Source organism: Thermoanaerobaculia bacterium, from assembly GCA_035593605.1.
GTDB lineage: Bacteria > Acidobacteriota > Thermoanaerobaculia > UBA2201 > DAOSWS01 > DAOSWS01.
On sequence record DAOSWS010000034.1, the window covers coordinates 1 to 20,481 of the forward strand.

At 52.9% G+C, this 20,481-nt stretch carries 17 protein-coding genes; 1 reads left to right on the forward strand and 16 read right to left on the reverse strand.

The window, feature by feature from the left end; genetic code table 11:
• Positions 1-277: 277 nt before the first annotated feature.
• Both PLD04_13440 and PLD04_13445 read right to left on the reverse strand, forming a co-directional pair.
• Positions 278-1,099 carry a tetratricopeptide repeat protein gene (locus tag PLD04_13440; protein HXK69332.1) on the reverse strand — a complete coding sequence of 274 codons (822 nt, stop codon included), beginning with the start codon at positions 1,097-1,099 and terminating at the stop codon, positions 278-280.
• Positions 1,096-1,737 carry a hypothetical protein gene (locus PLD04_13445; GenBank protein HXK69333.1) on the reverse strand — a complete coding sequence of 214 codons (642 nt, stop codon included), beginning with the start codon at positions 1,735-1,737 and terminating at the stop codon, positions 1,096-1,098. The genes PLD04_13440 and PLD04_13445 overlap by 4 nt, the downstream gene beginning before the upstream one ends.
• Before the next feature lie 18 nt (positions 1,738-1,755).
• Here PLD04_13445 and selA point away from each other — a divergent pair, with 18 nt between their 5' ends.
• Positions 1,756-3,108, forward strand: a complete 1,353-nt coding sequence (gene selA, locus PLD04_13450; protein ID HXK69334.1) for an L-seryl-tRNA(Sec) selenium transferase — start codon at positions 1,756-1,758, stop codon at positions 3,106-3,108.
• On the opposite strand, the gene PLD04_13455 is transcribed toward selA, so the two are convergent.
• The 14 genes from PLD04_13455 to PLD04_13520 form a co-directional block, all read right to left on the reverse strand.
• Entirely contained in the window at positions 3,102-5,099 is a 1,998-nt protein-coding gene (locus PLD04_13455; GenBank protein HXK69335.1) for a pilus assembly PilX N-terminal domain-containing protein, read from the reverse strand. The two genes, selA and PLD04_13455, sit on opposite strands and share 7 nt — an antisense overlap.
• Positions 5,100-5,114: 15 nt before the next feature.
• Entirely contained in the window at positions 5,115-8,336 is a 3,222-nt protein-coding gene (locus tag PLD04_13460; GenBank protein ID HXK69336.1) for a prepilin-type N-terminal cleavage/methylation domain-containing protein, read from the reverse strand.
• A gap of 9 nt (positions 8,337-8,345) precedes the next feature.
• A complete protein-coding gene (locus PLD04_13465; protein ID HXK69337.1) occupies positions 8,346-8,819 on the reverse strand; it encodes a hypothetical protein in 474 nt (157 codons plus the stop codon).
• The gene (locus PLD04_13470; GenBank protein ID HXK69338.1) at positions 8,819-9,439 is read right to left on the reverse strand and encodes a prepilin-type N-terminal cleavage/methylation domain-containing protein; all 621 of its coding nucleotides are present in this window, start codon (positions 9,437-9,439) and stop codon (positions 8,819-8,821) included. Before PLD04_13470 ends, PLD04_13465 begins: the two co-directional genes overlap by 1 nt.
• Before the next feature lie 135 nt (positions 9,440-9,574).
• A complete protein-coding gene (locus PLD04_13475) occupies positions 9,575-11,239 on the reverse strand; it encodes an ATP-binding protein (GenBank protein ID HXK69339.1) in 1,665 nt (554 codons plus the stop codon).
• Positions 11,223-11,999, reverse strand: coding sequence for a prepilin peptidase (locus PLD04_13480; GenBank protein HXK69340.1), 777 nt, complete (start codon positions 11,997-11,999; stop codon positions 11,223-11,225). Before PLD04_13480 ends, PLD04_13475 begins: the two co-directional genes overlap by 17 nt.
• Positions 11,987-13,804: a hypothetical protein gene (locus PLD04_13485; protein HXK69341.1), complete on the reverse strand. Its 1,818-nt coding sequence runs from the start codon at positions 13,802-13,804 to the stop codon at positions 11,987-11,989. The genes PLD04_13480 and PLD04_13485 overlap by 13 nt, the downstream gene beginning before the upstream one ends.
• 86 nt (positions 13,805-13,890) lie before the next feature.
• Positions 13,891-14,340, reverse strand: a complete 450-nt coding sequence (locus tag PLD04_13490; GenBank protein HXK69342.1) for a type II secretion system protein GspG — start codon at positions 14,338-14,340, stop codon at positions 13,891-13,893.
• 53 nt (positions 14,341-14,393) lie between these two features.
• Positions 14,394-14,879: a prepilin-type N-terminal cleavage/methylation domain-containing protein gene (locus PLD04_13495; protein HXK69343.1), complete on the reverse strand. Its 486-nt coding sequence runs from the start codon at positions 14,877-14,879 to the stop codon at positions 14,394-14,396.
• Between the two features lie 103 nt (positions 14,880-14,982).
• Positions 14,983-16,356: a M20/M25/M40 family metallo-hydrolase gene (locus PLD04_13500; protein HXK69344.1), complete on the reverse strand. Its 1,374-nt coding sequence runs from the start codon at positions 16,354-16,356 to the stop codon at positions 14,983-14,985.
• A gap of 35 nt (positions 16,357-16,391) precedes the next feature.
• Positions 16,392-17,345, reverse strand: coding sequence for a M15 family metallopeptidase (locus tag PLD04_13505; GenBank protein ID HXK69345.1), 954 nt, complete (start codon positions 17,343-17,345; stop codon positions 16,392-16,394).
• A 7-nt stretch (positions 17,346-17,352) separates the two neighbouring features.
• Positions 17,353-18,741, reverse strand: coding sequence for a sodium-dependent transporter (locus tag PLD04_13510; GenBank protein HXK69346.1), 1,389 nt, complete (start codon positions 18,739-18,741; stop codon positions 17,353-17,355).
• Positions 18,738-19,448, reverse strand: a complete 711-nt coding sequence (locus PLD04_13515; protein ID HXK69347.1) for a hypothetical protein — start codon at positions 19,446-19,448, stop codon at positions 18,738-18,740. Before PLD04_13515 ends, PLD04_13510 begins: the two co-directional genes overlap by 4 nt.
• A 2-nt stretch (positions 19,449-19,450) precedes the next feature.
• The gene (locus tag PLD04_13520) at positions 19,451-20,464 is read right to left on the reverse strand and encodes a M23 family metallopeptidase (protein HXK69348.1); all 1,014 of its coding nucleotides are present in this window, start codon (positions 20,462-20,464) and stop codon (positions 19,451-19,453) included.
• Positions 20,465-20,481 lie beyond the last annotated feature (17 nt).

A 20,481-nucleotide genomic window follows, 5' to 3' on the forward strand; every position in this document is an offset into this window, starting at 1 on the left:
ACACCCTGAACAGATCTTCACGATGTTGAAAGTAGAGGGTTAATGCAAAACTGATTAATCGATTCTCGATGTCAGAAGAACTCAAAACCCCCACACTCAAGCCTCCAATGATATAATTGTACGCGGTGTTTGGCTGAGGAAAAAGTTGTAAAACGTGTTGCTTAGCCTCCACTGTACTACCTCAATTCAATAACTTCTGTCCTATCGCTCCCATATTTGGGAGTTTTTATTTTGGGGTCGTCGAATCCCCTGAATTTTATCAATTCTATGTATTAGGTTACGGCTTCTGCATCGGTCGGCGGCTAGGCCTTTCAGGTTTCTGGGGTGGCTGGGGTGGTGCCTGCTGGGTTTCTTCAGGAGAGGCTTTCCTGGCTTCCTCCGGTTTGGGAGCATCTTCTGGCTGAGCAGGTTTTGCCTCCTCCGCCTTTTTCTGAGCTTCAGCTTCAGCCTTGCTCTGGGCTTCCAGTGCAGCCTGGCGCTCTGCCTCTTTCGCTTTTTCAATTTCTTCCATTTTCAGCCGGAGACTGTCTGGAGTTTCCTGGTAGGGAACGACATTCGATCCCCGGTATTTCCGGTAATAGTACTCGGCAACAAGCGAAAGAACTTCATTATTAAGTGCGGAAGGATTGTAGGAAAGATCAAATACATGTTGATTGATCTTGAACGCCTTGGCGTAGTGCCGGACCGCCCGTTTCGTCATTCCCCAGGCATAGTAAAGATCTCCCAGGTGGTATTCAGCCAGGTCGTGTCCCTTTTTCAGTTTTAAGGTTTTTTTCAAAGCGCGCAATGCCTTGAAGCGTTGCCCGTTTTCCAGATAGTACACACCAAGGTTGTACCATGCGGGATAAAAGGTCTTATCCGCCTCAATGGCCTTCTTGAACTCGCGCATGGCATCCTTGGGAAAGCGTCGGGCCTGAAGCTTTACTCCGAGATCATTATGAAGGCCGGGGTTATCCGGGTTTGTCTCAATACGTCGAACAAGTTCCAGGATCTGGGCATCCAGGGGCACATCCGGGTTCATCTGACTCATATAAACCTGGCCAAAACATCCCCATGCCAGGGCGAGGATGAAAAAAAACACTGTTAAAATGCGGGTCACTGCGCCTCCTTGACCGCCTTGAACTTAACCTTGACCTTACCTTCTTCGTCGTGGGACAGCGACACGGCTACAGCGGCACATTGCCTTTTACGCTCAACGCTTTCGATCTGTTGGCTCAGATGGTTGGCAAAGGCATCAAAGGATATCGTGGGTCGACGATGGGTCGTTCGCTCCGCTTCATCCAGATACCGGTCGAAGAGATTCTTCAGGAGTCCCGTCTCCGCTCTGGGATCGTGGATCAGAATTTCCTGCATCTTCTCATCCGAAGGTTTGATCGCTTCGTGGCGTCCGGAGGACTCATCGGAACACTTCAGTTCTTCCATCTGCTGCTGGATCTGGGCTTTGACGATTTTCCTGCGTTTGAAGTGAAGAGGACCTTCCTCAAGTTCACGCATCCGGCGATTCCACATTTCAGCATAGACATTAAACCGGGACTGAAGATTCTGCATCCTGAACCGAAGGGAATTATCCTGGATCGTTGAATTTCTCAAAGAGCGAAGTTCTGTCTCCAGCAAGGTTTTTTCCTTGAATGGCGGCAACTTTCGCAGACCCTGGAAGAAAAGCTCCCACTCCTTCTGGAGAGAATCGATCGCATCGGATACCCGGACAAGTTTCACATCGAGGTGACTCTTTGACACGGTAGTTATAATACATCCATGGTCAAGGGTACGCAAGCACCTCGAAAGATTCCAGCTGTCGGTCGGCTTCTTGAATCTGCTTCATTTTCAAACCTGATAGACTTGTTCGGGCATGGAAGAGTGGCGGAGACCCTGCGTGAGATCCTCGATATGGTACGCAGGGACGTAATGGATCGTCATGCATCCATCCCTTCGGAGAAAGATCTGGCTACCCAGGTCAAAGAAAGGCTGCAGTCTCCGTTACGAAGGGTCGTCAATGCCACGGGCATCCTGATTCACACCCATCTTGGCCGATCTCCGCTTCCCCTTCTTCCCCCCGGGGAGATGGAGGGATACAGCACACTGGAGATGGACCTGTCCGATGGGAGTCGCGGGGATCGAAACTTTTTAACGGTAAATCTATTGAAGCACCTGACCGGGGCCCAAGCCGGACTGGTCGTGAATAACAATGCTGCCGCCGTCTTCCTCATGCTGAAAACATGGTGCGAGGGCAGGGAAGTACTTGTTTCCCGGGGTGAGCTGGTGGAAATCGGCGGCAGTTTCCGTGTCCCGGAGATCCTGCGTGAGAGTGGAGCCATTCTGCGAGAAGTTGGAACCACCAACCGCACCCACCTCAGGGATTTTCACGATGCCATGGGAGAACGGACCTCCGCCATCCTTCGCACCCATCCTTCCAATTACCGGATCCAGGGATTTACATCCTCTCCCTCCCACACCGAACTGGCATCTCTGGCTGCTGACCATGGGATTCACTACTTCGTGGATCAGGGATGCGGCATTGTCTCCGATCTCCGTTCTTTCGGCGTTCAGGACGAGCCGACGGTCAGGGAGATTGTAAACTCCGGGGCCGATGCCGTATGTTTCTCCGGAGACAAGCTCCTGGGTGGTCCTCAGGCAGGCATCATCGTGGGAAAAAAAACCATCCTGGATAAAATGCACAAACATCCCCTCTTTCGAACCTTCCGTCCCGGCAAGGAGACCTACCATTTCCTCACCCGGGTTCTGGAGTTCCATCTGTCCGGGCGGACGTCCGAGATCCCGCTTTACGGTATGGCATTGACGTCACTTTCGAAACTTCGCCGCCGAGGAAGAAAGATCTTCAAGGGTGTAACAAACCCGCTGCTGTCTCTTGCGATTGTATCCATGGATGCCCAGTTTGGTGGAGGAACGACACCCCTTGTGAATCTCCCCTCCCTGGGGATTGAAGTCATGCCTCCAGAGGAGAAAGAGGAATCCCTTTTCACCCACCTCTTACACAGCGACCCTCCCGTGGTTGCTACCCACCGGGAGGGCCGGGTCTTTCTGAATCTCTTATCGGTGAACCCGAACCAGATCAACGATCTGGTTCGAGCTCTGAACTCGTATCAATAATCGAAGATAATCTGATCCACGAGAGTGTTGGGGAGACCGGTGATTCCGAGGTCTCCAAAACTGAGGGAGTCCTTGTAATAGATTTCCAGGCCGCCCGATGCAGATCCCGAACCGTCACCAATCGCACGCGCCATCAGGGATCCGTAGAAGTTATATCCGCCGGTAAATCGTAAATCAGCCGTTGTATAGAAGATTCCCTCAAAGCTGAACTTCGTATTGGGGTTAACGTAGCCCCAGCGGTCCCACCCCGTTGTCGTGTCCCCGGCGTTATTGGTCTGACCGGCCGCCGCAGCGGATACCGTGTAAAGACCAGTACAGCATGGATTGCTCGGAATCGATGTGGAGTACTGGAGATTGAGCCACCGTTCGTCGGGGTGGTCGTAGACCTTGTTCTTGCTGTCGGGCCAGGGTTCATAGAGGGGTTCGGCCGGAGCCTGGAAGGTTGTCGTGGATCCCGAGCCCATACCGCCGGTCATCCGGAAATCCGTCGCGTTCAGGTAGATAACTCCCTTGGACCACCACCCACCCTTGATATTGATCTCAGCGGTTACAACGTTGGAGAGGTCATTCCTGGGCGCCTGACCGTCCAGCGATTCAAAGAAGAAGATCCCCTCCTGGCCGTTGGTCCAGCCCTCAAAGGTGTTCTGCGTCCCGTCCCCCGTTTCCCAGAGGTCTGCATCGACGGCAACAGGGCGAAGATATTTCACCTTGGGGTTGTCCTTGGCCAGCTTGGTGACGATGTTTTTCCAGTAGGTGTAACCCCGGAAACCGCCACCGAAGGCTACGTTGGGGTCACAGGCAAAGACGTTGTAAGCCACGTCAATCGCCCCCTTGGACGTGTGGGGAGTGCAAAGGGCGGGATTGATGAGGGTAGAGTCAAATCCTACCGTTGGATCGTTCCAGGGAGATACACCGGTGTAGGCCCTGGGAGTGTAAGCCACGGCATTTCCCGTGCAGGCACCCAGGCCGGTGGGCAGGGTGAAATTCCCGGCACCGGTCCCGATCTCAAAGGAGCCCCTTGAACGGAACATGAACCACGGATCATACATCGTGATGCCTTCCATGGGCTGACCCGTGGCATCACCGTAACAGGCGGAACAGGGCTCCACCATGTTCGTCGTGGGGTCGATCCACCAGACTGCCCCGATCCCGAAGTGGTTCCAGTTGTTATGTGCATAGTTGCTTTCCGCCCGGGCATGGCCCCAGTGGACCATGGCGGCCCCGTTGACTTCCAGGGACCCCCCCGTATCGAGAGCCACGTTGGAGGTGGAGTAGTTGATATCGGAGATGACACCCTGCACGACACGCGTCGCCACCACGTTGCTCCCCTGGAGCATCTCCGCGGTCACCTTCACCGTGCAGACACCGAAGGCCGTATTCCGTGCCGGATCCTTTGTCGCATCATAAAAGGTGGGATTATCGGCATAGGGCGACATGGGAGGAGCGTAAATTTCCAGCTTGGAGATCCGGACCTTTTTGCTGTCAGGCTGGCTGTCCGTGCCAAAAAGCTTGTCGTTCATCTCCGCAAGGTAATCGGCACCGTTTCCGTCAATATCGATCACCATGTCGGGTGTATCTTCTGTCCCGAAAAACTGGTTGTACACTGCCGGAGTGTCCACAGCTCCGGAGAAAGGCCGCTCGAAAAAGTTGGCCTGGACACCATTTTTATACGTCGTATCCGTTCCCGATCCCGATCCATCCGTTGCGCCCGGCCGTGCGTTGAGTGTCATGTCGGCGAGACGGGGACGGAGTCCGGCGCCCCCGGGGGAGAAGGTACCCGCATTGGACTGGTACCACTGGTTGACCAGATAGATCCCAGATTGTGCCGTGTACAGAGTTTCCAGGGCACGTGCATAGTTGTTGGAAATCGCGTTTTCCGTGTCGGAGACGTAGAGGAAGGTGAGCCCGGTCAGGGACAGGACCACCATGACCATCAACGCCACCAGGAGAGCGCTTCCCCGTTTCATCTTGGCTGATTGCAGTGCTTTCATGGCATTCCTCCTAGGTCAGGGTCCCAGTAGAAGCGGGATGTTCGTGCAGACATAGTATTCCCACGTGATGTCCAAAACATCATTGAAGTAGTAGATCGTAAGGGCATGGGATTCAGACCCCTTCTTCGGAATCAGGGGCTCCCATGTGATCGTGCCGTTCAGATAGTTGACCGTGTAATAGGTTCCCGATGTCAGCAGGGTGCCTCCTTCGTACACGGTGGGGACTGAACAGCACGGGACATCCGGGTTTCCCACTCCTCCGCATACGGGAGGCGTACCAAAAGAAACCCAGTCGTTCTGGTTGTTTTTGTCGAAGGTCACCGTTCCGGTACTCATCACACACTGGTTGGCGACATTGGTTGCACCCCGAAGATCGATCTGTCCCAGGTAGAGGTTAAGGGTACCGGTTCCGGCATCAATCGGGTCACCGAAAATCAGACGATATTCCGTAAGATTTGACGGAACGGAGAGCTTGAAGAGGCCGGGGTCCGCCGGATAGTTGGTCTGGGTAAAGGTGCCAATCGTCAACCCGCCGGAGATATCGGTACCCTGAGGATGGGTGGATTCCCAGAGAACATAGGTCGTCGTACCGGCTGTACCCCAGACAGCCAGGAGCCGATAGTTTGCGGACGCCGCAAAGGTGAAGGCATCGACAAAATAGGGCTTATCCGGCGGAGCCTGGATCGTGAAACAGACCGCCCGTGGATCGTCGGAACAGATGTCTTCCGGAGTTATAAGAACCGTGCAGGCCTGGAGAATCTGAACGTACCGTTTCAGTTCCAGGAAACACTTGTTGGCATCCATGATCGTCACAGAGATCTCATAGGTTCCGGCAAATAGTGCCGCCGTATCCCAGGCAGCTTCATAGATGCCGTCCGCATCGGGATCGACCATGTCTGTATCCAGAACATAGGCATTGTTAGACTGGTTTTTGATCCGTATCTTTACATAGTCCATCAGGACCGAATCGGGATTGGTCAGGGTCATCTGGATATTGACCAGGCCCGTAACCGTATCGTTGTCGTTGGCCGGATAGGTGATCACCGCGCTCCACGTCGCATAGCATGGAACGGAAACGGGATCGCTGGCCTCCCCCAGGACGACCGTAGAGCAGTCGAAGATGGGACGCACCCAGTAGAACATCCTGTGGTTTGCAGGGATTGTACGGTTGCCGATAACAGAGGTGAGATCAAAATCGACGGAGGTCAGATTCGGATCGATCGCAGCCGGTTTGATATATCCGTCCGATGGATCACCGTCGAGATCGATCGGATCGGTGGGCATGTCGGGAACCGGATCCCCGTAAGGCAAAGGCCCGGCTTCGTAGATGTAGTATTTCTTCACATCGATATCCAGATCGGAGGGAGTCGTCTTGTGGACAGGTTCCCAGTGGAGCATGACCGTGTATTCCTCCGTCATACTGAGATTTTCGTACGTAGCATACGCCACGGCAGGCTTGACTGGGATCTCCGACCCATCGGCCGTAAGGTCAGGGGTGGTAACCACCACCCGGTCCGAAAGTGTAGAAATCCCCGTACCGCCCGTACAGACGTTATCGTCGTAGTTGTCCTGGCAATTGGTCACGGTCTGGACCTTATAGCCATATTTCTCGCAGGGACAGGCCTGAGCATCGATGAACCGGACCCCCCTGACTTCCTGCTCCTTGGCGAGCAGGTCGTAGGTTCCATCCAGGTTGGGATCGTCGTCAGGTTCATAGAGCCGGTAGACCCTGAAACCCAGAAAGTCCCGGATTCCATTGGTAGGGTTGGGGTCGGCCGTGACTGCACAGGATTCGTATCCACACGTCGTTGTCCATACCACCTGAGCATGGTTGAAGCCGTCGGTTCCTACAACTTCTTCTGAGAAGATCGTGGTAGTCGGATTGGGTTTGGGTGGATTGGGATCGAGGATGACCGTCGATTCATTCGAGGCATCGTCACTGTAGTTCCCCGCACCATCGATAGCAAAGGCTCGCATCGTATACGAAACACCGTTGATGAAGTGGTCAAAGATCGCCTGCCCGCTCGTCGGGTCAAAACTGTTCAGACGGGCCGGGAGGAAGACCCACGCGCTTGTGCCCACAAAGTCCCACGAGGAAGTGTAATAGGTGTGAGCCGGGTCATCTTCCGGGAAGGGCTGGGTATAGGTGGAGGAAGAATCACGCCACTGAAAAACGTACTGCGTGACATCGCTGGATGGACTCGGGGTGAAGGAAACAAGGATGCCATTGCAATACCCCGGATAGGAAGCCAGGTTAGTTGGCGGATAGGGCTTCGTGATGTCCTCCAGCTCGTGGGGAATGACCCCGATGTTGAACATCTGTACCGTTCCGGAAAGAGTGTACTTCCTGTAGTGCTTGGTATCGTTGTTCGTGTCCTGGGGATCGACATAGTCTCCGTCCGGACGGGAAACCATGCCGGTCAGTTCCACAACGACATTTTTCACAAAGGGAGTATCTGTTCCGGAATTGAAGATGTAGCCCCTTGCCTTTCGTGCTGTATCGCTTTCCAGGCCGGTAACCTCATTACCATCGTAGTTCATGGGGTCAATTTCGTGGGTGGGATCGACACCCCACTGATCGAAGTAGGTGAATTTCATGGAGAAGATATTAGAGGCCAGCGGCGTAAAAACCGGTGTGGATGGCTCATCGGCATCGGGAAAAGTCACAAGATAAAGAGTATAGGGAGGTTTGCTCTGGGTCAGGGAAATATTACTGATCGTAATCTTTTCCTGGTTTGCCATTGTGGTGAGCGTGGCATCCCTTGGCTTGGATGTATCGGCCCAGAATTCGATCTTTTCATTACTGCCAGCTAGAGCCTGTGAAGGATCCTTGGAAAGAACAAAGGCGTGAATTTCCTCGTTCGTTGTTGTAACGACGCTGAACAGAGGATCATTCTTGTCGATGTACGTCGGGGCGCTGTCGTTTTTGGTTTCATCGTTGGAAGGATCGTAGTTCGCACGGAAGACAATGGCTCCCGGCCAGATCCCTTCCAGCTGTTCATCGGGGCGCATGGCATCGGCGTCATGGTTGAAATCGAAACCGGCCAGACGAAGTTCCCCGGTAACTTTTTCAAAGGCAAAGCGAAGATTCTGCTGAACATCGGACTGCTGTTCACCCAGAATGAAGGAGCGCTGACTCTGGTCATAGACCTTCAGGGCAGCAATCATGAGGATGGTGAAAATCGTGATGGCAACCAGAACCTCAATAAGGGTAAAGCCGTGTCTGTGTCGTCTCATGGCATCCTCCTAAAAGGCAAAATTGAAGGTCAGTTCCCGCGCTCTCTCCCCTTCTGTCCAGTGGACCTTCAGGTCATATCGGATAAAGGTGCAGTTTGACAGGTTTGTCCCTCCCACGTTATAGAGTTTGCACTCGATGTACCCCTTTGGAAGTTCTTCAACCTGGGTTTCCCAGTTGGTCCGAATGGCCTGGAGAAGCGTGTCGCTGAGGGCCGTGGCCGTCTGGGAATCATACGTCTTATTCGTGGAGGAAGAATCGGTTGCCACGTAGCCAAAGATGGCATATCGTTTGGTGCGCGTATCGAAGTTTCGAAGGTCCTCCACGACCTTCTGCGCCAGGGCTGCAGCTTTGGTCTGTGTCTTTCCCGAATACACACCACGGGTACCGAACGAAAAGAGGCCCGCGATGGCCAGTAAAACCCAGGCCAGGATCCCCATGGCAATGATCACCTCTACCAGGTTATATCCCGAACGTCTATCCATCAGAACACCTCCGAATGGTAAGAAATCGCCTGCACCTTTCCCGAAAGGGACAGGGCAACGAAGTAGTGGTTATTGGGTATGGTCTTATTTTCCACGTAGAGGGTAATCCGCGGCGTATAACTGGCCGGGTTTGACGTCGGGCTGGCCGGTTCCGTGAACGTAAGCCCCGTATAGTCGTAACTCTCTCCCCTCTCGGTGAAGATAATGTCCACGTTCGTATCGGTGTCGGCCGCCAACGCGATATGATCGGTGAAGGATGTATAGTTCGCATCCGTCAGTTTCATTTCGATGCCGCCGGGAAGGTAATGAACGGTATTCCCGATCTGCACATATTTTGTATTGTCATCGATGGAGGTCACCGGAACACCGTCCTGGAGCTGGTAGAACTTTGTGTAATACCCCTCCGGCCCCCGATAAACTGAAACCATGACCGGGCGGTTCCGCGTTGCAGCGGTCTGCCGTGCCGAACGCATATCGGCCTGGATCATTCGTGTCGCCGTTCGTACCTTATACGAAACATAGAAGTTTCGAAACTGGGGAATGGCGATGAGGACGATCACGCCGATGATCACGATGACCACCAGCATTTCTACAAGCGTGAATCCTGTGCGTTTTTTCATGGCACTCCATGGTTATGCAAAGGGAGTGCCAAAAATGAGCTCTGTATGAAAAACTGGAATTACTTCACATGTGTCAGTAACATTGTCTTTCGGTTTCTCAAATATTCAAATATTTGAATATTTCTCGATGTAACATTATCTCCCACTTGAAAGGATCATCCTGCACAGGGTTCCACCATCTTGCAGATTGGAAAATTTCATGGACCCATCGTGTTCCTGGATCACCTTGGAAGCGATGGCCAGCCCCAGACCTACCCCATCAGCCTTTCCCGAAACAAAGGGAAGTGCCAGGGTTTCCCGGAGCTCCTCCGGTATTCCGGGACCATCGTCTTCAACCTCTACAAAGACGTCTCCTTTTTCATTCTTTCCCGCCCGGATGCTTATCGATTTTGCCAGCTGAAAACTGTTTTCGAAAATATTTCGAAGGGCCTGTTCCAGAAGAGTTCCATCCCCGGGAATGGTCAGATCCGCGCAGGACAGCTTCACATGGACGTCAGGATAAACCGTTTTCAAACGCTCCGTAACTTGAAAAATCAGTCGATCCAACTGAATCGGCTCCAGAACAAGACTGTGGTGGCTGGCAAATTCCAGGAACCGATTGATTACCTTAAGAATGAGGGATACTTCATTGGAGACTTCATCCAGGTAGTGGTCCTGACGCTTCGTACGAAAGAGATCCAGGTATCCCCGGAGCGTGGCAAGGGAATTACGAAATTCATGGGCTATTCCCGAGGCAAAGACACCCAGTTCCGCCATACTCCTCTGTCGGCGCAGATCCTCTTCTAATCGCACCATTTCGGTCATATCCACGAAGATGGCCAGCGTTCCCAGGGGAAGGTTGGCCTCATCCGAAAGGGGTACGATCGTGGCGGCAAACTTGGTACTGCCATCCTCAAACTCGAGCCTCTGTAAAGGCTTTCGCGTCAAATGGACCTCATCCAGATATCGATGCAGCACCGGCCACCTCTCCTGTAAACCACGAAGATGAACCGGCTCTTCGGACGGATGAAGCGAAAGGAGTGTTTCGGCGGCAGGGCTGGTCCGAATGATGTTTCCATCGTTATCCATGACGATGAGCCCACTGGGAAGATTCCGGGATAACGTCTGAGCCAGAACGTGGAGTGCGTCCGCCCTCCGCTGTTCCTGGAGCGTGCTCTGCTTCAATTCACGGATCGTAGCCTGAAGGGTTTGAAAGATAAATTCCGGGTCTTCATGGAAGGACTTGGGAGCAAGAGGACTCTGTTCGGCCTCCAGGATCAACCTGCGAAACGGTTTCGAGATCCTGCCGGTAAGGAAGAAAAAGGTCAGGACGGGAACCCCTGTCGCTACCAGGGCGATGATCATGAAGTAAATTAATACGGTTCGCCGCATGGCGGGAAGCGGATTGAAATGGTAGGTAACCATTCGTCGATCGTCAGAGGTCCTGGAAAGGATCACGAGCGTATCGGTAGATTCACTCCCCGGAACAAGGGAGGGAATCTCGGTAATACTTGTCGCGACCGGAAACCCCGGCCTGAGCTTCCGATAGAAATCGGCAGCACCCTGGGGATAGGCGCGCAGGACTGCCCCATCTTTTCCTGCAACAACGAACCCGAGAAGGAGGTGGTGGTACTCTGAAGGATCCTTTCCACTCTCAATCAGGGTCTTGATCAGGACGTGGATCCCCTGGCTTTCATTCCAGTAATGGTCCGTAAACTGCTCACTGAATCGCATAACTACAAAAAAACCTGCGACTGCGATAACGATCAGCAGACCTACAATGGCGATAATGAAGGTTCTGATTTCAGAAAGGTATCGCATTCTTTACCATCCCGGGCCATAGTACATCGAGATAGAGGATCAACAGGGCAGCCACTCCAAGGAAGGCCCCGAAAGGAAGAGCGTATTTAAAACTCTTTTGACGGAGGAGAATCAAACCCAACCCCCAGATCAGTCCCAGGAGGGAACCCAGAAGAACGACACTCAATACTTTCGGGAAACCCAGGAATACTCCGATCAGAGCCATTATCTTAACGTCTCCAAAACCCATTCCGTGATGGCCTCGCAGCAGGTAGTACCCCAGGAGAAGTCCAAGAAAGAGAAGACTTCCGGTCAGGCCGCCCCACAGGGCAGAGAGGAGGGGAACGGAAGCACCTGCCCAGGCCAGACCGATCCCGATCAGGGTACCTCCCAGTGTAATTTCATCCGGAAGGATCTTCTCTCGCACATCGGTTCCCACGCCCACAATCATCATGCAGGAAAAGAGAAAGAGCGTAAGAGCCTGGACAGAGAAACCATAGGCATAGACCGAACCGATTCCGGCCGCGGCGGTCAGACATTCCACCAGCGGATATTGCCAGGAGATCGACATTCCGCAGGAGGGACACCTGCCTCTCAGGACGATGTAGCTCACAATCGGGATGTTGTGCCGCACGAGGATAGGCGTTTTACAGCCGGGGCAATGGGAGCGGGGACGAATCAGGGACTCTCCCTTCGGAAGCCTGTGGATGCAGACATTCAGAAAGGAACCAATGACAGCTCCAAGGAGAAGCCCGTAAAGATAGAGGATCAGAGTCGGCATCGCTCCCTACGATACCACAGGATCGTGAAGAGAAGGCCCGAAATCGCCAGGAATCCGGGGATCAGAGTGGGAGGCTGATAGAGGAGGGTAATTTCATGGTTACCGGGAGGGACAAGAAAACTGATAAATCCATCCGTGTCCGGGAGGATGGGTACCGGGCGGCTCTCCATGTACGCTTTCCAATGGGGTGCAAAGGTGATTCCGACATGTACTGTCGAATTCCCACGTGCCGTAAAGGTTACCCAGGCCTGATTGCTTTCATCCTCGATCCGGGCCCCTTCGATACCCTCACCCCATACCCTGGGGTGGACCGGATGCAGGCTTTTGGTTATCCGTCGATGGGTCACCGGATCGATTTCGACAAACTTGGCCACGCCCGGAAGAACCATCTTGCCCGTGCCGTAGGACTTCGTCTGCATCGGAGCGGAAGTCCCCAGCATTCGTGCACGGCGATATAGATTGGAATATCCTGCACCCATGGAAACCAGCCGCCTGTCCATTTCGGGCGTGTAAAATCCCTCTCTCTGAAAGTAATCCGGCCCCCGCGCATCGACATCACTGACAAAGGCATAGGACAGACTGCCCTCCAATGGCGGCAAAGGCTTCAGGGTTTTTTGAAAATCGATGGGGACAAGCGGGAGAACTCCTGCAGAAGCAAGGCCGAGATCAAGTGCAAGAATCACGGGAAGTGCAACGTGCAGTTTTGGCACTCTCATCATGACAAATGCCATCAGACCCAACATGGCACCATGGAGAAGAAGCCTTGCAGGATGGGAAGAAAAGGGAACCAGGATGAGTGCCATGAAGACGGTAAACCAGAACAGAACCGGCTTTACATGTTCACGATCATCGTAAAAACCAGCCAGCAGGGGAGCAAAGGCCAGGGGCAGAAAGAGAAGAAACTTTGCGGGGTACCTGAATATCTCAAAAAAATAGGTCAGTATCCATAAAAAAGGAGAATGGCTTCCAAGGGACAAAACGATAAGAACCACCGGAAGGATGAGGCGCAGGGGGCGCCTCCGCATGGCCCAGAAGATTACCGGAAGAAGAATGATTCCTGTATAGAGAGACACCAGAAAGGTCTGCTGAGCAAAGGACACGGACTCGAGTGTCGCAATGCCCCATGCCTGGCCAAAAAAAATCTCCAGGATTTCCCGGGGAAAAATGGAATGGCGCAGGCCAATGAGCGGATCGATTCCAGCCAGCCGGTCCGATGTCAGAAAGAGGCTGACGGTCTGTACAAGCTGAGGGGAAAGAATCAGGAGCATAAGAGCCAGAACACCCATAAGCGAGAACCACTTCCATCCCTGTCTGAGTCCGGCGATGAAGGTCGTACCCACCATAAGAGCAAACACCATTGGCTCGCCAGCAAGAAAAGATAGACAGAGTGTCACGACAAGTAAAGGGGCCCTGCGCTTTCGGATAAAGACAAGGGCCCAGGGAAGGTAGGTGAGAGTGGAGAGGGCAAAAATGATATCGATGGCCGTCAGAAAGGGTCCCGCCGAAACGACCAGGGCAGCCCCCAGCCAGGATGCGACCGGGCTCCTTCCCTCACCGCGCAGCCAGATCGCTGTTCCGATAGCCATAAGAATCAGATGAAAGAGAAGATACAGCTGGAAGCCGACCATGTCTCCAAGAAGGAAGAAATAGGTTGGCGGATAGAAAACCCCCGTCTGGGGATTCGCCATCCAGGGTTCACCCAGGCCATTGAACGGGTTCCACAGTGGAAGGTGCCCTGAAGCCACTTCCGAGACCGTGTAGGACTTCAATGGAATGACATAGGTCAGGGAATCACGATATGTCAAGACCTTCCCCAGGATCATCGATCCCAGCAACGCTAAGAGTAGTAGCGAAATAAAGGGAAGGGCCGGAGTTTTCCAGGGAAAAGGTTTCAGGGTATGGCGATAAAGACCCCGTCTTCCAGAACGAGGTCATTACTGTATTCGTTTGGGGTGTCCTTCGAGATGTCCTGAGGGCCATCCTTGCCATCCTGGCCAAAGGATTCAAGCCAGTATGTCTGACCATCACTTACATAATTATAGTAATTTCCCCACTTGTCTTTGACACTGGGTTCAGAGGCGACAGGAACGTAATTTCGGAGAAGTTCTTTTAGACTGCCGGGCCCCTCCATCCCGTTGAAATCGACGCCGGGAACCGGGTAATGGTCAAGGTTGAGGTTGTAGGTTTCCAGCATCACGCCCACGTTCCGCATATCGGCGATCGTAGCCTTCTGTCGGGCTTTCTGAAATGCACTCAATAGATTAACGATAGCAATCGCGGATAGAATGCCAATGATGGCTATAACAATAAGCAGTTCAATCAGCGTAAATCCTGACAACAAATGGAGGGAGCGTGGCCTGCCACGCTCCCTCGAAAAAAGGACAGAATTGGATCTTACTGCTGTACGCCTTCTGGCCACTGAATGAATCCACCGTTGGCATAGACGATGTCGCAATCAAAATCGGTCGTCTTGGTTCCGCAGGTGTAATCTGTGGTTTCCGTGATCGTCAGATCCTTACCACCGGCGCGGATTCCATATTCCTGAGCAGCAGTGGTGGAATCCACGGTGAAATCCATCGACTTCTGCCATCCGTCCTTCGTGGGAAGGGACTTGATATACGTCGGGGAAAGCATGGTGAAGATTCCATCTTGAGCCTCGGTGGGGAAGGTGCAGGTAGCTCCACACACTGCGGAATAGCAGTTTGCGTCTACTGCACGGGCTTCCCAGGCAGTCGCAGCAGAGCGGATGTCCGCCATGGTACGTTTCTGCTTGGCACGCTGTACGGCGTTCAACAGGTTCGGGATGGCGATAGCTGCGATGATACCGATGATCGCAACGACGATCAGCAGCTCGATCAGTGTAAAACCTTGTTTCTTCATTCGATCCTCCTTAATTTGTTGGTCAGCACGATATTATGCAAAGTCAATGCCAGAGATTCAATCCAAAATGTGACAAATTTTGTCGTATTTCATAATACAGGTGTCAATCTGCGTCACCTGCAAGGTGTTTCACGATGGCCTTTCCCAGATCCATCCCCTTCATGTAGTGGACCAGGTGGATACGCTCATCCGCCGCCCCGGCATGGGTCATGTCGAAAATATTGATGGGTACAAATGCAATTCCATAGGATAGGTACCCGGGTTTACGCAGGTACTGCCCTTCGTTCATCTTCCACGGCGTGGCGTAGGGACCGGTGTCGATCGCGGGAAACACCTCTAGTATGGAGTCCTGGATCGATCGAAAAGCATCTGTGTTGGAAGGGGTAATGTTCAATTTTGGGGAAGCAAAGCTGATGGAATAGGACTGTCTCATGGATGAAAGGACTTTTCCTACACGGTCGATCCACTCTTCAGGCTCATCTCCGGGAAGAAGAGAGAGGACCAGCCTTGTCTTGTCCGGCCCCATTCTCTGATGAATGGAGAACGATCTCCGCATCAGATCAAGATAAGGTTCGGGAAGCTCCTTCAGTTTTTCTTGATCGTCTCGGTAGAGCTTCCCCACGTTCTCCAGAATATCCCGGTACGCGATGCGGTGAGGCGCAAGGTGATTCAGAATCAATTCATATCCAGGAAAGAGAACAAGGTCATCCCTGGGAAAGAGAGGCAGAAGTGCGCTCGTAATTTCAGCGATGCGATCCGCGTCTATTTCCCCGAGCTCAACGAAGACCCATTCCTTCTGATACGTTAGAATTCCGCAATATTTCAGGAAATCGGTTACGACTTCAAAGCCTCCGCCTTCGGTAAGGAACACGGCACCTTCAGGAAAGAGTTCCGGCTTGTTTTCCAGGAGCCAGGGGGTTCCCCGCACCATTTCCATCTCCTCCGTGGGAGTGGCAATAAAGTATATGGGCCGTCGAAGCTTCCAGCCCTTTTCAAGCGCTTCCCTGATGGCGAAGTAGTAAATCACTCCGTAATGCTTCATGTCCAGGGTTCCCCTGCCCCACAGATACGGGCCCTCAATCACACCTCCGAAGGGAGGGTTTTTCCAGTTTTTGAGATTTTTGACCGGGCTGACGTCCATATGGTGGTGCAGGATCAGGGGAGGAAGAGGTCCGCCGGGAATCTTTGCAACGAAGTTGAACTGATCGGGTCCTACCTGATAGGTGCTGGATTCGATCCCGATGGCATCGAAGAGACGTTTCCAGAATGCCACGGCTTCGCGGGTATTGCTTTTCGGCCAGGATGTATCAATTCTCACATACTCCTGAAGTACAACAACCTCTTCCCGGCCGGGGAGGGTCTCCCATTCTTCTACAATGTTTTTTGGAATCATTGCGTGGTGAAGCCAGAAAGCCCCGAGAAGCAGGGCGCCGAGAAAACTGTAGAGCAGGATACGAGAATAGGTTCTTTGAATCATGGAAACGAGTATACCACTCTCCGATACTTACTCCCCTAGGGTAGGGGTAACACAGAGTTGGAAACCCCATGATATCTGAAGTGCCATGGTTCATAGGTGAAACCCGTTTCATCTTTATCTTCCTTTGGATAGGAAAGGTGGATGCCAAATCGCCCGGCGTTTTTTTTCAGCCATGTACCCTCCGGGGTCAATTCAAAATCTCTCATCAGCATGTAATGCATTCGGGAACAGGTGATATCCGCAGTGGTTCCGAGCTGATGTTCCGAAAAACCGGGTCGGGCTACCGTTCTCTGCTTTGGGATTCTGGAGGTCAGCATGGAAAAGATCACCTGCTGTTCCTCTGCACTGCGGTACCCCGACACGATGGCCAGATCGATCCCCTCCCGGCGTGCCTGTTGAAACATGGCCTCAAACGCGGCAAGGGCTTCTACACGCAGGCGGATATCCACACCGGTCCGAGTAGGCGCTCGAAGGGGAAACCCCAGCGTATCAGCATGTAGATCGACATCAACGAGATCTGAGGGCTCGTAGGAGAAGGGAAGAGGCCGATCTCTGTCAACTGGTTCGGAACCGATCGTAAGGTTACCGGCTTCATCGAGAGTCTCTGAAAATGCTTTCATATCGGGACTGTTGGCAAGCCACTGGGCCTGCGTGAAAAGAGGATGATCAAACCCCTGCACCCTGACCTCCGCAAGGTCGAAGAGGATCCATTCTCCAGAGGGATAAATACACCGGACTTCGCACCGCTCGCCGGGATGGAGCCTGCCGAGGGGTGACACCCGGTTTTCAGCATCTTCTATGGTGGCGTAAAGAAAGCAGCGGGAAGAGATCGACTGCTGTTCCATCCCGGGGTCGAACGTTTCCACGGTTCGATTCCGGCAGGAAGGAGAGAAGAGAATGCCTGCCATAAGGATGAGAACGATACAGATCCGATGGATACAAAACCGAATTCCACGATGCATACTGCGAAGGAACAGATTATGGATCACGTCTGGATCAGAGGGCTTCCGGTGTGAAAATAAGGTAGAGAATAATGGCCCCGATCAGAATCGGGCAAACCCAACGGATCAGGATCGGCCAGATCCGGTTGATAACCGCTGCCATCCAAGGTTTGAGAGCCCCGGGGGCAGCCTGAAGAAGCTCTCCCTTTGCTGCCTTCATCCCCCACTTAAAGGTAATAAAAAGGCAGAGGAGGAGAGCACCAATGGTCAGGGAAAAGTGTCCGAAAACAAGATCAAAGAGATCAAGAAATCCCTTGCCTCCGACAATGTCGCCCAGAGGTTTATACGCTCCCAGGGATAGAGCCGAGGGAACACCGAGGATAAAAGCCCCGATCCCCATGGTGATCACAGCAGGTTTTCGCTTCCAGCCCCGATCATCCACAAAGTGTGCAACAACAACTTCCAGTAGGGAAATGGAGCTGGTTACCGCAGCTATCGTAAGGAGGAGAAAAAAACCCGCACCGAAGATCTGCCCCAGGGGGATCCGGTTAAAGATGTTGGGAAGTACCATGAAAATGAGCCCTGGACCGGCCTCGGGTTTAAGACCAGGAACCGCAAAGAGTGCCGGAAAGATTGCCAGACCGGCCAGAAAAGCCACCAGAGAATCGGTTAAAGATACAAAGATCGAAGAGGTAAAGAGGTTATCGTCCCGGGAAAGGTAGCTGCCGTAAGTAACCATAGCCCCCATACCGAGGGATAGCGAAAAGAAGGCCTGTCCCATGGCGGACAGAATGACACCCGCGTCCAGCTTGGAGAAATCAGGGTGCAGGTAGAATGAGAGACCCGCTCCTGCACCTTCAAGGGTAACGGAACGGATCACGAGAAGGATAAGAAGACCAAAGAGTGTAGGCATCAGGAATTTGCACCAGCGCTCAATTCCCTTCTCCACACCCCCCGCAACGACAATCATGGTGATCACCATGAACAGCGCATGGTACCCCACTGCATTGGCAGGAGATCCGATAAAACTGACGAACATATGGGTGATGGCTTCGGGATCCGACATCTGGCTGAACTGGCCCAGAGCTCCCTTGATGAAATAGCCGACCGTCCATCCGGCAACAACGCTGTAGTAGGAAAGAATGGCCATTCCGGTAAGGATCCCGAGAAGCCCGACTCCTCTCCACAATGAACGGGGCGCAAGAGAAGAAAAGGCACCCAGGACGTTTTTACCTGTGGAGCGCCCCAGTGAAAATTCAGCCATCATGACGGGAACTCCCATAAGAAGAACGCAAAGGAAGTAGACAATCACATAAGCAGCGCCGCCATTCCTGCCGACTTCAACTGGAAAACGCCAGACATTGCCAAGACCCACAGCGGAACCAGCCGCCGCAAGCACAAAGGCAAATTTTGAACCCCAGTTTCCGCGTGCTCCAGGATTCATAGAGCTTGTTTAATGTAATCGAAGGCCTTCAGGAGATCTTCGCTGGGCTCCTTGATCGTGCCGGAGAGAGCGCCGAACAGGTTTCGCAGCCTGCCGGAATCCCCTTCCTGGATCGCGTGATGAATTTCGATTAATGCCTGCTGGGAATCCTGGTCATAGATACCGCGGTGAATTTCCCGATCCAGGATGACCCTGGCCAGCTGAAGGTTATCCGCAGCTGGAGGCATCGATGCGGGAGGAGCGAGCCGCTGGGCCGCAGACTCATCCGAAACGGTCACCATGTCAGGCAGACTCTTTAACTGCGTGGAAAAGCGGCCGAGAAGCAGATAGACTTCCCGCTCGGATGCAAAATTTCCCACGAGACGGGCCGTCTTGGCCACATCCAGCTCACTGGATTCCCGTAGCATAACGTAAGCTTCAGCAGTATTTTCCAAAGAAAGCTTCCGCGCCTTAACCCTCCAGGCTGTAAGTTTTCCCTGAACATAGCAGGTGTCGGCTGCCTGAATATCCACGGCCTCCACCGAAACATTGTCTTCAATCCGTATCGACCCGTTTTCCGATCGAATCAGAGAATAATTCCCGGAGTTCTGAATGACGAGGTTTCCCGGAGTTTTGATGGAGAGCTGACCCTTGTCATTGACCCGGATCTCTGTACCCTTCGGGATAATCATCGTGGGAAATTCCTTTCCATTGGCGCCATTGGGCATGACTACCTCCTGAATGTCGTGGGGATGGGCTCATAGTTGGAAGCCGTATTACCCCGGGCCGCGATAAGAATCTGATCCATGTTGCTCCAGTGATGGTCCAGAATATAGATTCTCGGATCAACGGGTACAAAGGTCTGTCCATTGACCAGATTGGTTCGTATTTCATAATGGAGGTGCGGGCTTGTACTCCAGCCGGAATTCCCGACTTCACCGACCGTCTGCCCGCGGCTGACTTTCTGACCGTTCTTTACAAGGGCTTTGTCCAGATGAGCATAAATCGTCATAAAGTTATCGCCGTGGTTCAGCACCACGATATTCCCGTATCTCCACCAGGCCGCGCTCTTCCGTAAGGGATACCGGCCCGCAAAAGAGACCTTTCCATCCGCGGTTGCCATGACTGGCGTACCGGATGGCGCAGCGAAATCAAGACCTTGATGGTAATCCTGTTTTCGAGTAAAGGGGTTGATGCGATTACCGAATGGGCTCGTCAGGAGGAAGGTATCTCGAGGGAGGGGGCAAATCGTCGGCGTCAAACTTACGATGGATCGATTTTCCTTTTCATACGCCGTCAGTTCTTCCAGGAGCTTGGTGCTGACGGCAACCTGCTGCTTAAGCTTTCTGTCCATGTAATCCAGCCGATCAAATCCATCCACCTGATCCGGCACCTGAATTTCCGGCAGTCCACCCTGGCCCGAGGAATCGATGCTGATGTTATAGATGGCAAAAAATTTTTCAAGCATTTGACGTTGCTCATTCAGGGATGTGGAAAGTTCCTGGGCGCGGGTGGACATGTTTTTGGCTTCGGTGAGCAGTCTCGTTCTCTGTGCAAGGGATTCGGAAAAAGAGAGACGGGTCTGATGGCTTGTAAATCCGCCGGGGGCGATGATGAGAGCCCAGGCAAAAAAAGACGCGACAAACGTGCTCACAACTCCCAGAACAAGGATATGGTTCCTCTTCAGAAAGAAATACTTCACCCGCTTGCGGATGTTCCCAGGGTGAACCTGGATCTCAATCATGGGAGGACATCATATCA

Bases quoted from the DNA above. Each gene is read 5' to 3' on its own strand.
- selA (HXK69334.1), top strand. From the start codon at position 1,756: ATGGTCAAGGGTACGCAAGCACCTCGAAAGATTCCAGCTGTCGGTCGG.
- PLD04_13455 (HXK69335.1), bottom strand. From the start codon at position 5,099: ATGAAAGCACTGCAATCAGCCAAGATGAAACGGGGAAGCGCTCTCCTG.
- PLD04_13460 (HXK69336.1), bottom strand. From the start codon at position 8,336: ATGAGACGACACAGACACGGCTTTACCCTTATTGAGGTTCTGGTTGCC.
- PLD04_13465 (HXK69337.1), bottom strand. From the start codon at position 8,819: ATGGATAGACGTTCGGGATATAACCTGGTAGAGGTGATCATTGCCATG.
- PLD04_13470 (HXK69338.1), bottom strand. From the start codon at position 9,439: ATGAAAAAACGCACAGGATTCACGCTTGTAGAAATGCTGGTGGTCATC.
- PLD04_13475 (HXK69339.1), bottom strand. From the start codon at position 11,239: ATGCGATACCTTTCTGAAATCAGAACCTTCATTATCGCCATTGTAGGT.
- PLD04_13480 (HXK69340.1), bottom strand. From the start codon at position 11,999: ATGCCGACTCTGATCCTCTATCTTTACGGGCTTCTCCTTGGAGCTGTC.
- PLD04_13495 (HXK69343.1), bottom strand. From the start codon at position 14,879: ATGAAGAAACAAGGTTTTACACTGATCGAGCTGCTGATCGTCGTTGCG.
- PLD04_13500 (HXK69344.1), bottom strand. From the start codon at position 16,356: ATGATTCAAAGAACCTATTCTCGTATCCTGCTCTACAGTTTTCTCGGC.
- PLD04_13510 (HXK69346.1), bottom strand. From the start codon at position 18,741: ATGAATCCTGGAGCACGCGGAAACTGGGGTTCAAAATTTGCCTTTGTG.
- PLD04_13515 (HXK69347.1), bottom strand. From the start codon at position 19,448: ATGCCCAATGGCGCCAATGGAAAGGAATTTCCCACGATGATTATCCCG.
- PLD04_13520 (HXK69348.1), bottom strand. From the start codon at position 20,464: ATGATTGAGATCCAGGTTCACCCTGGGAACATCCGCAAGCGGGTGAAG.